Origin of the sequence: Niastella vici (assembly GCF_002077945.1) — a bacterium.
GTDB classification, from domain to species: domain Bacteria; phylum Bacteroidota; class Bacteroidia; order Chitinophagales; family Chitinophagaceae; genus Niastella; species Niastella vici.
Genome location: NZ_LVYD01000058.1, coordinates 774,390 through 788,875, shown reverse-complemented (window position 1 = coordinate 788,875; position 14,486 = coordinate 774,390). Strand labels below are relative to the sequence as shown.

General features: G+C 46.2%; 10 protein-coding genes. 4 read left to right on the top strand and 6 right to left on the bottom strand.

The genetic code is table 11. The annotated features are described in order from the left end of the window. The first annotated feature begins 2 nt into the window (after positions 1-2). A complete protein-coding gene (locus tag A3860_RS27005; protein WP_081152188.1) occupies positions 3-809 on the top strand; it encodes an alpha/beta hydrolase in 807 nt (268 codons plus the stop codon). 144 nt (positions 810-953) lie between these two features. On the opposite strand, the gene A3860_RS27000 is transcribed toward A3860_RS27005, so the two are convergent. From A3860_RS27000 to A3860_RS26980, 5 genes are all read right to left on the bottom strand, one after another. Then, positions 954-1,889: a hydrogen peroxide-inducible genes activator gene (locus A3860_RS27000; protein ID WP_081152185.1), complete on the bottom strand. Its 936-nt coding sequence runs from the start codon at positions 1,887-1,889 to the stop codon at positions 954-956. Between the two features lie 319 nt (positions 1,890-2,208). Beyond that, complete coding sequence (locus tag A3860_RS26995; RefSeq protein WP_081152182.1) at positions 2,209-3,621, bottom strand: TIGR04222 domain-containing membrane protein; 1,413 nt, start codon at positions 3,619-3,621, stop codon at positions 2,209-2,211. A gap of 25 nt (positions 3,622-3,646) precedes the next feature. Beyond that, positions 3,647-4,705, bottom strand: a complete 1,059-nt coding sequence (locus tag A3860_RS26990; protein WP_081152179.1) for a hypothetical protein — start codon at positions 4,703-4,705, stop codon at positions 3,647-3,649. Positions 4,706-4,926: 221 nt separating this feature from the next. Then, the gene (locus A3860_RS26985) at positions 4,927-5,835 is read right to left on the bottom strand and encodes a S66 peptidase family protein (protein WP_081152176.1); all 909 of its coding nucleotides are present in this window, start codon (positions 5,833-5,835) and stop codon (positions 4,927-4,929) included. A gap of 67 nt (positions 5,836-5,902) precedes the next feature. Further along, the gene (locus A3860_RS26980) at positions 5,903-6,925 is read right to left on the bottom strand and encodes a S66 peptidase family protein (RefSeq protein ID WP_081152173.1); all 1,023 of its coding nucleotides are present in this window, start codon (positions 6,923-6,925) and stop codon (positions 5,903-5,905) included. A 548-nt stretch (positions 6,926-7,473) separates the two neighbouring features. On the opposite strand from A3860_RS26980, the gene metG reads away from it, so the two are divergent. Further along, on the top strand, positions 7,474-9,570 hold the full coding sequence (gene metG / locus A3860_RS26975) for a methionine--tRNA ligase (RefSeq protein ID WP_081152170.1): 2,097 nt from the start codon (positions 7,474-7,476) through the stop codon (positions 9,568-9,570). Positions 9,571-9,647: 77 nt separating this feature from the next. Further along, the gene (locus A3860_RS26970; RefSeq protein WP_081152168.1) at positions 9,648-10,523 is read left to right on the top strand and encodes an NAD(P)-dependent oxidoreductase; all 876 of its coding nucleotides are present in this window, start codon (positions 9,648-9,650) and stop codon (positions 10,521-10,523) included. Between the two features lie 105 nt (positions 10,524-10,628). Here the strand turns inward: A3860_RS26970 and A3860_RS26965 are convergent, their stop codons facing one another. Continuing rightward, positions 10,629-11,945, bottom strand: coding sequence for a glycerate kinase type-2 family protein (locus A3860_RS26965; RefSeq protein WP_081152165.1), 1,317 nt, complete (start codon positions 11,943-11,945; stop codon positions 10,629-10,631). 152 nt (positions 11,946-12,097) lie between these two features. Between A3860_RS26965 and A3860_RS26960 the strand changes: the two genes are divergently transcribed. Continuing rightward, complete coding sequence (locus A3860_RS26960) at positions 12,098-14,479, top strand: 3-hydroxyacyl-CoA dehydrogenase/enoyl-CoA hydratase family protein (RefSeq protein WP_081152162.1); 2,382 nt, start codon at positions 12,098-12,100, stop codon at positions 14,477-14,479. Positions 14,480-14,486 lie beyond the last annotated feature (7 nt).

Genomic DNA, 14,486 nt, shown 5'->3' with positions numbered 1-14,486 from the left:
TTATGAAAAAGAAGATCCTCTTTCGCTGGATAAAAGTCATTGTGCTTGTATACTGTTTAATTGGTATTGCCATCTATTACGGGCAGAATAAACTGCTTTTCCATCCGGAAACCGTGGCGGCCGATTCCACCTACAGTTTTCCAATCCCCTTTAAAGAGGTTAATCTTCCTTATTCAAAAAATTCAACGATCAATATCATTCAGTTTGCCGCCAACCAACCGCAGCCCAAAGGCGTGGTGTTGTATTTCCATGGCAACAAACAAAATATTACCCATTATGCCCAGGCTGCGCCGGAGTTTACCCGCCGTGGGTACGATGTATGGATGATCGATTATCCCGGTTTTGGTAAAAGCACCGGTGATTTTACCGAGCAACGGCTGTACGACTGGGCGCTCACCTTCTACAAACTGGCGCAGGCGCGGTATTCGAAAGACAGCATTATTATTTATGGAAAATCAATGGGCACGGGCATTGCCGCCCAGCTGGCAACTATTCGCGATTGTAAAGCGCTGGTGTTGGAAGCGCCTTATTATAGTTTTCCTTCCATTATCGGAAGCTGGTTACCCGTATATCCGGTCAACAACATGATCCATTTCAAACTGCCTACCTGGCAATATGTGAAAGAAGTTACCAACCCGGTTATTATATTTCATGGCACCAGTGATCATACTATACCCTACCGCAATTCGGAGCAATTGAAGCCGTATTTAAAACCTGCTGATGAGTTTATTACGGTTGAAGGCGGAGAACACAATGATTTACTGACGTATCCTGATGTCAAAGCAAAGTTAGATTCGTTACTTAAGTGACCGAAATAGGAAGTAAGAATTACGAGGTATGAAGAGAACTAATTTTTAAACCCCAAAATAAAAGGTCGGCCCAAACTTCGGGTTCTTCCTATTTCCTACCGCTTATTTCTTACTTCAGATCCCTACTACCCCAGGAGTTACATCCTAAATAGGTACTACGTTTTGATCTTTATTCAACTTAATCTTCTCGGGGATCGCCGCAATGATCTCTTCCTTGAGGGCTTCAATAAGGCGTTTCTTTACAAAATCGCGGTGCACCACAATGCTCACTTCGCGCATGGGTGCCGGTTTTTTGAAATGCCTGATCAATTGCAGCTGGCGGGCCGTCATATCGAGCGTGGTAAGTTCGGGTAGAATGGTAATGCCATCATTCAGCTCCACCATACGGCGCAGGGTTTCTATACTCCCGGCCTCATATTCAAAGTGCGTTCCCATTTCACTGGCCCGCCGCAATTCGCAAAGGTTTACGATCTGTGAGCGGAAGCAATGTCCTTCTTCCATGAGCCATAATTTCTCCGGATCAATGTCCTGCGCCAGCACATATGTTTTCTTATAGGCTGTATTCTTGCGCGACACATAGGCCAACAGCTCTTCATAGAACAGCACATGCTCTTTAATGCCGTTTTCCTGCAGGGGCGTTACCAGAATACCTACATCAATGCGCCCCTCGCGCAGGCGGGTTATAATGTATTCCGTCATCAGTTCCTGTACTACAAGCTTGATGTGCGGGTATTTTTTATAAAAGCTTTGAATGAACAGGGGCAGTAAATAAGGCGCCAGGGTGGGAATAATGCCAATGCGCAATTCTCCGGTGAGGATGCCTTTTTTGGCCTGAACCAGTTCATTGATCACATTTTTCTCAGACAGGATGCGGCGGGCCTGCTCAATGATCTCTACCCCTATTTCGGTAGGCACTACTGGTTGTTTGCTGCGATCGAAGAGTTTTACGCCCAGTTCCTCTTCCAGCTTTTGCACCTGCATACTCAGGGTAGGCTGGGTAACAAAACAATGCTCGGCAGCGGTAGCAAAATGCCGGTAGGTATCAACGGCAACCACATATTCCAATTGTACAAAAGTCATAAATAGATTTTGTCTATGCTTCTATAATATTAATCAATTTGATTTATTACCGAAATTATTGAAGTTTTGTGTAGCAAACTAATCATACCACAGATTTATATATAGGTCACAGGAGTAAATTATAAGTTGAGGTTAAAGTGTGCCACCTATGCCTGAAGGGGACGGTGGCATTTTTTATGTCCCTATAAAACACAAATACGAAGCAGGGAGCTTCGTATCATCTTTTGTTGAACTGAAAACTGGGAACTATGAACTGAAAACTGCGAACTTTAAACTATGACCTGTGAACTTCTAACTTAATAACTTACAAATTAAAAAACTAACCTCCCCCACATCCGCCGCATCCACCACCACATCCGCCGCCGCCCCCACAACCACCGCCACCGCCACAGCTGCTGCAGGAAGAATTGGTGTCCCTTTTCATTCCATGATTAAGGATCGGATAAGGAGCAAATATGCTTGCCAGCAGGGCGCCCTCTGCAAACAATACGACGGCGTTATTTCCATAGATGGCAAAATCAGTCACCACCGTATCGTTATTATTGGTGCCAACGATCTGGTTATCCTTTGCCAGCTCTTTGGCTTTGTCGAGTATCATTTTCTTCCTCGAAAAAAGCATGGTAAAAAGCGCACAGGCGGCAAACAGGGCAACCGTTTCTGCAATGAGGAACCCAACAGGTTTGCCGCGCGCAGCTCCCTGAACAAGCCGGCACAGGCTCACTGCAAATGGGATGATCAATACATGGTACCTTTTAAAAAATGACTCATGATGATATGCCAGCAGGTATAACTTCTGCAGAGCCGGGTGTTTGGCAGCCTCTTCATTGTACCAGTCACTGACAATACCTTCGTAATTAATGCTGTCATATTGATCATTTAAAACCCCGGCGATCAAAGGGTTCTGTTCATCGGCCGGTTCGGTATACCTTTTCTTAAAAACCATAAACCGTTTGTCGGGGGTAACCACCATCAGGTTACGCCTGATCAAATCAACAATGGCGGTTTGAACAGCACGGTGTTTTCCGTAAAGGAACTGGGCGATCTGAAAAGCAGAAGCGTTTGTGGGAAAATGACTGGCGACCAGTTCTTTTAGTGTGCGGCCTTTTTCATCCTGCAGAATTACATAACAAATGATACAGGTAATGGCCAGTAAGGGAAAGAAAACCAGGAACTGTGATCCTTTTAAGGAAAAGGGCGATAGAACGCCGTACAGGTAAGCGCTTATAATAAGAGGAAGCATTAACAACATTACAACAAGCGCGAGAACTTCTTTTCGTATAACCCAGGCCGGTTCCTGAATGGTGGTTTCCTGTTCCCGGGGTGGTGGCCAAATGTCGTTGGGCGGTGGTGATCCAAAAACAGATTGGTATAATTCAAGTGTTGCTGCATACCAATCGTGGTGTTTGTGATCTTCTTCATCCCCTCCCCGGGATGGATGGTGGTGAATGTCTTTGTTCAGGGTGTTCTTACACAGATCGGTCCAGTAAGATCTGGTGTAAGTGAGGTGTAAGTGCCAGGCTTCGTCTACCGTTTGTGAGGGTGATGCGCCATTTGGAGAAATACAACATAAGAGCAGGAATTTCCGGTATTCCTCAATAACCCGTTCAGTAAAAAAAGGCGACCACTTTTGCTTTGCAGCTAATTTGTGTGAGAAGGTAATTGCTGCATTGGGGTCATCGAGGGGAAATTGTTGAATTGCATTCCAAAGGCTACTGTGTTCTTCAATTTTCATACATCTGTCTTTGGTTATATAAAATTTATTTCCATTTTATTGTGCTGCCGTCCCAGGAAAAAGGAATATCCTCATCTTCTTTCGCAGCTTCCAGAAATAACCAAATGGCATTGCTTATGCGGTCAGCTACAGGCCCCAGGCCAAAAATATCGGCCAGTACAATACCATCGGCGTACCGCTCTATGACCTCTTTTCGCTTCAGGGCAAACTCATACACTACGTAATCGCCATGCAAAAGCCTGATGCCTTTTGGTGTTTTGATCATTTGCTTCACTTTGCGCTTCACCAGGCTTTTTCTGGAAACAATTTTCATTACCCCGATACACGCCAGCACCAATGCCATCATTTCAATAATGAGATTGTCGAGTTTATTACCATTTGAAATTTCCAGGAAGAGCCGGGCAATACCAGCCAAATAAGGAAGAAGCAGTAAATGATATCTTTTAAGGAAGGGCTCTTTGTGATTGGCCAGCAATTTCAATGCACGCATGGCCGTATCGTTTGCAGTTGCTTCGTAATCCCACACATATACGATGCGTTCATAGCTTACACAACTGCGTTCTTCCTTTAATAAGAATTCAACCAGGGGATTCAGTTCCTTTACAGGCTTTATATACCGGTGTTTATTTACTAAAAAGAACCGGTCGGTAGTAAGTACCAGCAACTCTCTTCGTAACAGATCGATAATTGCGGCCTGAATGGCCCTTTCTTTTCCGTGCAGAAATCTGGTGATCTGAAAAATTGTAGCGTTTGAAGGATAATGTGCAGCAACGAGTGGATTTAATGTGCGGCTTTTTTCCTGTTGCAGAATGACAAAACAAATGATACAACTGATCGCAAGTAGTGGGAAGAAAACTAAAAAGCGTTGGCTGTTTAATGCGAAAGGAGATAAAACTTTGTACAGGTAAGAACTAACAAGGAACGGGAGCGTTAACAACAATACAATGAGCGCAAGAACTTTATTTCGTATTACCCAGGCCGGTTTGGGAATTTGTTGTTGAATTACCCTGGGAGGTGGCCACATCACTTCCGGCGGTGATGATCCTATCTCACTCCAAAGGCCTCTGTGTACTTCTATTTTCATAATTCTGTCTTTGGTTATACAAAGTTATAACGGAGTTATTCAATCGTACAAGCAAACCAGTATTACCAAATTGTTAAGAGGCGTGGAACGGGAGTTTTGAATGTGAAACGCTGATATGGAACGTTTGTGGAACAGTTATAGTGAATGACCGATCCCTGGATCAGAAAACGGGAACCGGTTCCAACTGAAAACCGGCAACTTTAAACCCTGAACTTTGAACGCTACTCCTCCAACGTAACTTTCGACTTACTCACTTTCAATTTATAACCTACGCCCACCTTCAGGGCATAATTTTCTTTATCATGGCTTACGGGAAAACCAAAGCAAACGGGGTAATCGTATTCCTTCACCACCTCACGAATTATTTCATAAGCGTTTTGTCCGAACGGCCGCTCGGTATCCTTTGTATCAGTGAACCCGCCAATGATCAATCCGGCCAGTTTATCGAGCTTGCCACTGCGTTTCAACTGCCGCATCATGCGATCGATATTATACAGGTATTCGCCTACATCTTCCAGAAAAAGGATCCTGCCTTTTGTTTTAATATCAGATGGCGTGCCTACCATGTGCGCCAACATGGCCAGGTTACCCCCTACCAGCTCACCTACTGCTTCGCCCTTTTTATTAAACTCGTGCACAGCACATTCATATTTGGTGTGCTTACCAGCCAGCACCTGTTTTAATGATTGCACAAATTCATTGTTATAGCCGCCATCATTGAACGCACCAGCCATGGGCGAATGCAGGGTAGCAATGTCATAATTGGTGTAAATATGCGACAGCAGCACCGTTATATCACTAAAGCCGATCACCCACTTGGGCTGCTTTTTAAATTTTTTGAAACTGATCTGATCAATGATGCGGCTTAATCCATATCCGCCACGCGCACATAACACGGCATGCACGGTATCATCGTCGAGTATTTGTTGAAAATTGATCAGGCGTTCTTCATCGGTCCCTGAAAAATAAGTGGTCGACTGACTGCCAACGGTAGTACCTACTTTTACTTTATATCCCCATTGTTGCAGCACATCAATGCATGTTTGTGCTTTTTCGATGGCCATAAACCCCGATGGACATACCAGTGCAATGGTGTTACCTGCTTGTAAATAGGGAGGAACTTTTACCATGACTTATATAACAATTTTGACTCTTTGATTGATTAGAATTCCCAAAATTAAGCAAACCACGCATCTGTCAAATTTCCCGCAACGTTACTTCTTCGGCTGAAACGGCCAGCCGGTGCCTTATACCGCATTTTAACGCATAATTATTTCGTTGATGGCCAACGGGAAAATCGAAACAAACAGGATACTTATACTCCTTTACCCTTTCCAGCACTATATCCTGTACGGTACGGCCGAATTCTTCGCCGGGATCATCGGGTTTTATCTTAAAGCCACCAATGATGAGCCCGGCCAGTTTTTCCAGCTTGCCGGTGCGTTTCAGGTTCCAGAACATACGATCGATGCTGTAGAGGTATTCACCCGTATCTTCTACAAACAGGATCTTGTTGGTGGTGCGCAGGTCAGAGCGTGTTCCCGCCAGCGTTTCAATCAGCTTCAGGTTACCGCCCACCAATACCCCTTCGGCTTTTCCCGCACGGTTTTGCTCGTTTACCGGCACCGTGTATTTCATTTTCTGTCCGGTGAGTGCCTGTTTTATGGAAAGGATGGTTTCAATTTGAATAGGTTCCGCCTTGTTCCAGTCGTCGGGAAAGCTATTGCACATTTTTGAATGAATGGAAGCGATACCGAAATTCCGGTTCAGGTGGCAATGCAGTACGGTAATATCGCTGAAACCGATGATCCATTTGGGATGGGCCGCCAGTTTGGTGAAATTCAATTTATCAATAATGCGTACAAAACCATAGCCGCCACGGGCACACATAATGGCTTTTACTTTCGGGTCGTCGAGCATTTGTTGAAAATCGCGCGCCCGTTCTTCATCGGTTCCGCCAAACGTAAAATCTTTTTTCCCAACCGTATCTCCCACCTTGATATTGAACCCCCATTCCACCATTTGTATCATGGATGGCTGAATTTCCTGGAGGGTAATGGAACCGGCGGGGCAGGTAATACCAATGGTATCGCCGGGCTTCAGATAATGTGGCAGAACAGGCGCCGGCGCATCAAGATCATCGTTATCACCCCGGGCCGGCCAGCCGCGAAAAGGAATGCCGGCTACCAGGAAAGAAGACAAAAAATGCTTTCGGTTCATGAATAATATATGATTTTTAAATATAGCGGAAACTTTGTAACTATCAATTCAGGATATTATATTTAAGCTCATGTACTTCCGCTTAATTCAGGCATTCTTCATTTCAATCGCCTTTGTTGGCTGGGTAGTGTATCAATTGCTGATACGCAAAAAACGCTTTTCAGAAATATCCAGCGACGTTATGGCAATCGTGTTCTTCATAGCCGTATGGGCTGGCCTGGTTTACTGGTTATCCTGATAAATTTTCTTTTTCCCAACCTTTTCAAGCTTCCCCTTCGTCAATACTATAGAGTCGCTGATAACGTGTACGGTTGCATAAAGCCAATTGATTGATCTTCGGTCACAACCGGGCGGGGCTTTGTGCATTTTTACACGCCAGCAGCCATCTATTTACCCGATTTCATCCCTTCCCTGCGAATGGTTATTTTTGCAATTCTCTTTGCCCGTCCCGGCTGCGTAGTGATATGCAGTACAAGAGTGCGATCCCGACTAAAGTACGGGACAGGCGCAAGGAACGAAGATTAGAATTACTAAAGACGATCAAACAAATGAGCAATTTTAAACGCTATTTAGTCACAGCGGCCCTGCCGTACGCCAATGGTCCGGTACACATCGGCCACCTGGCAGGCTGCTATTTACCGGCCGATATTTACGTGCGTTACCAACGGGCGCAGAAAAGGGATATCAAATTTATTGGCGGCAGCGATGAACATGGAGTTCCCATTACCATCCGCGCCATGAAAGAAGGCGTTAGCCCGCAACAGATCGTAGATAAATACCATGCCCTCATCAAGGAAAGCTTTGATCAAATGGGCATTTCTTTTGATATCTATTCCCGCACTTCCAACAAAACACACCACGAAACGGCTGCGGCCTTTTTTAAAAAGCTGTACGACGATGGGTTGTTCGAGGAAAAAGAGACCGAACAGTATTATGATGAAAAAACCAATACGTTTTTGGCCGACCGCTATATTACGGGTACCTGCCCTGTTTGCGGCAACCCCAATGCGTATGGCGACCAGTGTGAGAAATGCGGTTCTTCATTAAGTCCCGAACAACTGATTAACCCGCGCAGCACCCTCAGCGATGCTGTACCGGTAAAACGCAAAACAAAACACTGGTATTTCCCGCTGCAGAATTATGAGGACTGGCTGAAAGGCTGGATCCTGGAAGGCCATACCGAATGGAAGAATAACGTATACGGACAATGTAAAAGCTGGCTTGACAGCGGTTTGCAAAGCCGCGCCATGACGCGCGACAGCAGCTGGGGCGTAAAAGTGCCGTTGCCCGATACCGAAGGCAAAGTGCTGTACGTTTGGTTCGATGCTCCCATCGGGTATATTTCCGCAACCAAGGAGCTCACTGAAGAATGGGCCGATTACTGGTGTAAAGAAGATACCAAACTGGTGCATTTCATTGGGAAAGACAATATTGTTTTTCACTGTATTATTTTCCCGGCAATGTTGAAAGCGCACGGCGGATTTGTATTGCCCGATAATGTGCCGGCCAATGAATTCCTGAACATAGAAGGCGATAAAGTATCAACCAGCCGCAACTGGGCGGTATGGGTACATGAATATATTAAGGATTTTCCGGGTTGTGAAGACATGTTGCGGTATGTACTGTGTGCCAATGCACCGGAAACCAAGGATAATGATTTTACCTGGAAAGACTTTCAGCAAAGGGTAAAAGGTGAATTGAGCGACATTTTCGGAAACTTTGAGAACCGGGCATTTGTATTAATGCACAAATTGTGTGGCGGAAAAGTGCCGCCATTACATGCTGATGTGTTCGATGACGCAGACAAATCCCTGCTGGCCGAATTTGAAATTACAAAAGGAAAGGTGGAGGAAAGCCTGGAGAACTTCAAGTTCCGCGATGCCTTGTCTGAAGTAATTGACCTGGCCAGAAAAGGCAACAAATACATGCAGGAAAAAGAACCCTGGAAAGTTGCCAACACACTTGCTGAAAAGCCCGACAATCAGAAACTGATCGATAATTGCATTCATATTTGTTTACAGTTAACCGCTAACCTGGCAATATTGATCCACCCCTTTCTGCCAACAACAGCTAAAAAAATGCTGCACAAGATGAAGGTGGTAGAAAAAATGCTGGAATGGGAAAACGCCGGTAAAACAAAATTGCTGAGCGTTGGTTATAGTTTACGTGCCCCTGAGTTGCTGTTCCGCAAAATTGAAGACGCAGAGATAGAAGCACAGATAGCCAAATTAAAGTCAGGACTGATAAAACCTGTGGAAGCAACGAATACAAAGCCGGATAATACCAATGACGCTGGTAAAGAACCGGCGCCTGTTAAAGCCGGGATCGTATACGATGATTTTGCCAAAATCGATCTTCGGGTAGGCACTATTGTAGCTGCGGAAAAAGTACCAAAGGCCGACAAGCTGTTGAAGCTGCAGGTTGACCTGGGTTTTGAAACGCGCACCATCGTTTCGGGTATTGCCGAACATTTTAAACCGGAAGACATTACCGGTAAGCAGGTAGTGGTGGTGGCCAACCTGGCGCCCCGCAAAATGCGTGGTATTGAAAGCAATGGCATGATCCTGATGGCGGAAGACAAAGCAGGTAAACTGCATTTCGTGAACCCCATCGATGCTATTGACAACGGCTCTTCTGTGAGTTAATAGATTTTTCACCATTGTGCCCCACTTGTTTTGCGCAATGGCAAAGCAAGTGGGGTTCTTTTTTTAATATTATAATTATGATGAAAATCGGATTTATCGGGTTAGGGAATTTAGGCACCCCCATCGCAGAGAACTTACTGGCAAGCGGACATCCCTTATATGTTTACAACCGCACCGTTGCCAAAACAAAACCCCTGACAGATAAAGGCGCAACCGCCTGTGCAACGATAAAAGAATTAACGGAAGCCTGCACAGTCATTATCACCATGGTGTCGGATGATAAAGCATTAAAAAGCGTGAGTGAGGGACCCGACGGTCTGATCAAAAATATGCAACCGGGCAGCGTGCATATTTCCATGAGCACCATTCTGCCGCTCACCGCCGAAGAATTGACCAGGCTACATACACAAAACGGTAGCCATTACCTGGCATCGCCTGTTTTTGGCCGGCCCGAAGCAGCCCGTGCCCGTAAGCTGAATTTCGTAATATCGGGCGAAGCCGAGTTGCGGAAGCAGGCAGAGCAACTGTTAAAAGATGCAGGCGGCGCCGGTGTTTGGGATTTTGGTGATGCTATCACCGCTGCCAATACCATTAAACTCTGTGGCAATTTTATGATTGCAGCTGCCCTGGAAGCCATAGGTGAAAGCGTGGCGCTGGCATCAAAGAGCCAGGTTGACGTGGCCAAAATGTGGTCGTTCTTTTCGCAAACGTTGTTTAACTCCCCTATTTATGTGAACTATGGTAACATCATCGTGAACCGTCAGTTTACCCCGGCAGGCTTCAGCATGCAACTGGGGTTAAAAGATGTTAACCTGGTATTGTCACAGGCGGCGCAGGTAGAACAAAACATGCCCCTGGCGAGTTTGCTGCAACACAATATGCAACAGCTTATTGAAAAAAGAGGCCCTGATGAGGATTGGTGTACGGTGTCGCAGGCGGCTGATCTTAATTAGCACTTCGATCCTTCGACTCCCCGCCTTTGTGCTCCGGCGCTGAAGCTCTGGCGCAGGCGCCCAGGGCTTCGGCAGGCAATGCGTTCAGGACGCCCAGGGTAAACATCAGGGAATCAACACAACAATAATATCCATCACATTGGTGTGCGTGGGGCCGGTTATGATGTGCCCGCCTGCCTGGTGAAAGAAGTTCCAGGAATCGTTTTGCTCCAGGAATTTTTCAGGTGACAGTGCCCGTTGTGCCGCCAGTTGTATAACACCTTTATCAACAACTGCACCGGCGGCATTGGTGGGCCCATCAGTACCGTCGGTGCCGGCGCTAAGCAATACCGGCATATTTTCTGCGCCAGGAAAAGCTTCCTGCAAGGCCATCAACGCAGCCAGTGCAAACTCCTGGTTGCGGCCACCCTTGCCGGGGTTATTGATAGTGACCGTTGTTTCGCCGCCCAATAATAAACAGGCCGGTCGCGGTCCCGCGTATTGCCGTACCTGTGCTACCAGCTCCCGCGCTTTGTCGCGGGCTTCGCCCTGCAGGGCATCGGTTAATATAGTTGGCGTATAATGTAACGACTTTGCCACTTCAGCTGCGGCTTCCAACGCTATGCGATTGCTCCCTATCAAATAATTATGGCCTTTTTCAAAAATAGGATCGCCGGGTTTTGGCGTTTCCGGTACCTGGTGGTTCAACCCCAATTGCAACCAGCGAATGATACTTACCGGTAGTTTTTCGATCAATTGGTATTTGCGCAGGATGTCCCAGGCATTGGTAAAGGTAGAACCGTCGGCCACCGTAGGCCCGCTGGCAATACTATCGAGCGGATCGCCAATGACATCACTCAAAATAAAACTGATAACCGTTGCCGGCGAGGCGGTGCGCATTAGTTGTCCGCCCTTTATACCGGCCGATAAATGTTTGCGCACGGTATTCATTTCTTCAATGGTAGCGCCACATTGTAATAAACGGTTAAATACGGTTTGCAGCTCAGGCAATAAGATCCCCGGCGGGCAATCGACCATCAGCGCCGAAGCGCCGCCGCTTATGAGGGCAAGCACCACATCCTTTTCACCGGCCTGTTTCAGCAACCGGGTAATTTCCCGGCCGGCCAGCAGGCTGTTCTCATCGGGCACCGGATGCCCGGCTTCTATACATTGAATGGTCTTGAGCTTATAAGCGTGTTCATACTTGGTAACAATAACCCCGGCATCGATGCGATTGCCCAGCACAATTTCGGTTTCCCGCGCCATGGCGGCGCTGGCCTTACCTGCCCCTATAACAAATAGTTTATTTATATCAGCTTGAGTAAAAACCTGCCCGCCCAACCACAGCTGGTCCTTCTCCCTGCGTATATGCCTGGGTAATAAATATTGCGGTTGTACGGCCCGCACAGCCGCAGAAAAAATTTGAAGTGCATGATTGCGCATGGTTAACAGCAATTTGAACTTAAAGCCAGATACTTAGCTCAGGACCGGTACTGCCGGCAATTTCCAATAATCCTGCTAAAATATAAAAAGCTCTTGGTGGCGTCGGATTTTATCCTATCTTTGGAAATAGTTGTTTAGCTAACTATTTTTTTATGAGTAAACGTATCATTAAAAAAGTAGCTGTACTGGGTAGTGGAGTAATGGGGTCCCGTATAGCCTGCCATTTTGCAGGTATTGGCGTACAGGTGTTGTTATTAGACATGGTGCCGAAAGAAGCCGTGGAAAGCGATAACAAAACTGCCCGCAATAAACTGGTCAACGATGCCCTCCAGGCTGCTTTAAAAAGCAATCCTTCTCCTGTTTATACAAAAGATGTGGTGAAGAAGATCACCACCGGCAACTTCACTGATAATATGAAGGAAATTGCCGGTTACGACTGGATCATTGAGGTAGTTGTTGAGCGGCTCGATATTAAACAACAGATATTTACCGAAGTAGAAAAGTACCGCACTCCTGGTACGTTGATCACTTCCAATACATCGGGTATTCCTATTCACCTGATGGCCGAAGGCAGAAGCGATGATTTCAAAAAACACTTCTGCGGAACGCATTTTTTTAATCCGCCCCGTTATTTACGATTGCTCGAAATTATTCCAACGCCCCATACCGATGCGGCAGTGGTTGATTTCTTAATGCAATATGGCGACCTGTATTTAGGCAAAACCACCGTGCTGTGTAAAGACACGCCGGCATTTATTGCCAACCGTATTGGCGTATATGGTATCATGGCCATATTCTCCCTGGTCGAAAAAATGAAATTGAGTGTTGATGAAGTGGATGCATTGACGGGGCCCATCATTGGCCGGCCCAAATCGGCCACCTTCAGGACCGCCGATGTAGTGGGTATTGACACACTGGTTAAAGTAGCCAAAGGCGTATACGATAATTGCCCCAACGATGAGCAGCGCGATATATTTAAAATACCGGCCTGGCTCGAAAAAATGGTTGCCAGCAACCAGTTGGGCGATAAAACCGGACAGGGGTTCTTTGTAAAAAAGAAAGGCGGGAATGGAGAAAAGGAGATTTATTCACTCGACCTTACAACCTTTGAATACAAACCCCGGTCTAAAGCAAAATTTGCCACGGTAGAAACGGCAAAACCGATCGATGATCTGGCCACAAGATTAAAAGCTTTGTGCGCCGGCGCCGATAAAGCCGGAGAGTTTTATCGTCATTTTCATTACGGACTGTTTTCGTATATCTCACACCGTATCCCCGAGATCTCTGATGAGATCTACCGCGTAGACGATGCCATGATGGCTGGTTTTGGCTGGGAGATCGGCGCTTTTGAAAGCTGGGATGTATTAGGTGTTGCCGGCACTGTACAAAAAATGAAAGAAGCCGGTTATTCTGTAGCTCCCTGGGTTAATGAGATGCTGGAAGCCGGTGTAAAGACTTTTTATAAAGTCGAGAATGGTAAACGGCTGTATTATGACGCCGCTTCAAGATCCTATAAATCATTGCCCGGTGGTGATGCATTTATAGTGATGAAAAATTTTGAGAACCAGACCGTATGGAAAAACAGCGCCTGCCGCCTCTATCATTTAGGCGATGATGTATTAGGCCTGGAATGGTATACAAAAATGGGCAGCATTGGCGGTGAAGTACTCGAGGGCATTCAAACATCAATAGCAAAAGCAGAAGAGAAATATAAAGGCGTGGTGATCGGAAACGACAGCGCCAATTTCAGCGCCGGAGCCAATGTAGGCATGATCTTTATGCTTGCAATAGAACAGGAATATGATGAGTTGGATATGGCTGTTCGTTTGTTCCAAAACACCATGATGCGCGCAAGGTATTCGGCAGTTCCTGTAGTGGTTGCACCACATGCGCTTACTTTAGGGGGCGCCTGTGAGTTAAGCCTGCATTCAGATAAAGTTTGTGCAGCTGCAGAAACCTATATTGGTTTGGTTGAACTGGGTGTTGGCCTTATTCCCGGTGGTGGTGGCACCAAAGAATTTGTGTTGCGTGCCGCAGATGAAATGCATGAAGATGAACCGGATACCATTACACTTAAAAACCGTTTTCTTACCATAGCCACGGCAAAAGTTGCCACTTCGGCTCAGGAAGGTTTTGAACTGGGTATTTTACGCAAGGGGAAAGATGAAGTAGTGCTGAACCAGGGCCGGCGTATTGCAGAAGCGAAGAAAAGCGTTGTTGAACTTTTTGACAGTGGTTATGTTACTCCTGTACAACGAAAAGATATTAAGGTGTTAGGCCGTTCAGCATTAGGCGCTTTATATGCCGGTATCAATGGTATGTGGCGCGCCCAGTATGCAACCGATCACGATGTAGTGGTAGCTAAAAAGCTGGCGTATGTTATGTGCGGGGGCGATTTGAGCGAACCTACCGCAGTATCTGAACAATATTTACTGGACCTGGAGCGGGAAGCATTCCTATCACTTTGTGGTGAAAAGAAAACCCTGGAAAGGATCCAAAGCGTTTTGAAAGGCGGAAAGCCTATCCGCAATTGATAATCAG

Coding starts and splice junctions, on each gene's coding strand:
- A3860_RS27005 (WP_081152188.1), top strand. CDS start 3: ATGAAAAAGAAGATCCTCTTTCGCTGGATAAAAGTCATTGTGCTTGTA.
- A3860_RS27000 (WP_081152185.1), bottom strand. CDS start 1,889: ATGACTTTTGTACAATTGGAATATGTGGTTGCCGTTGATACCTACCGG.
- A3860_RS26995 (WP_081152182.1), bottom strand. CDS start 3,621: ATGAAAATTGAAGAACACAGTAGCCTTTGGAATGCAATTCAACAATTT.
- A3860_RS26990 (WP_081152179.1), bottom strand. CDS start 4,705: ATGAAAATAGAAGTACACAGAGGCCTTTGGAGTGAGATAGGATCATCA.
- A3860_RS26985 (WP_081152176.1), bottom strand. CDS start 5,835: ATGGTAAAAGTTCCTCCCTATTTACAAGCAGGTAACACCATTGCACTG.
- A3860_RS26980 (WP_081152173.1), bottom strand. CDS start 6,925: ATGAACCGAAAGCATTTTTTGTCTTCTTTCCTGGTAGCCGGCATTCCT.
- metG (WP_081152170.1), top strand. CDS start 7,474: ATGAGCAATTTTAAACGCTATTTAGTCACAGCGGCCCTGCCGTACGCC.
- A3860_RS26970 (WP_081152168.1), top strand. CDS start 9,648: ATGATGAAAATCGGATTTATCGGGTTAGGGAATTTAGGCACCCCCATC.
- A3860_RS26965 (WP_081152165.1), bottom strand. CDS start 11,945: ATGCGCAATCATGCACTTCAAATTTTTTCTGCGGCTGTGCGGGCCGTA.
- A3860_RS26960 (WP_081152162.1), top strand. CDS start 12,098: ATGAGTAAACGTATCATTAAAAAAGTAGCTGTACTGGGTAGTGGAGTA.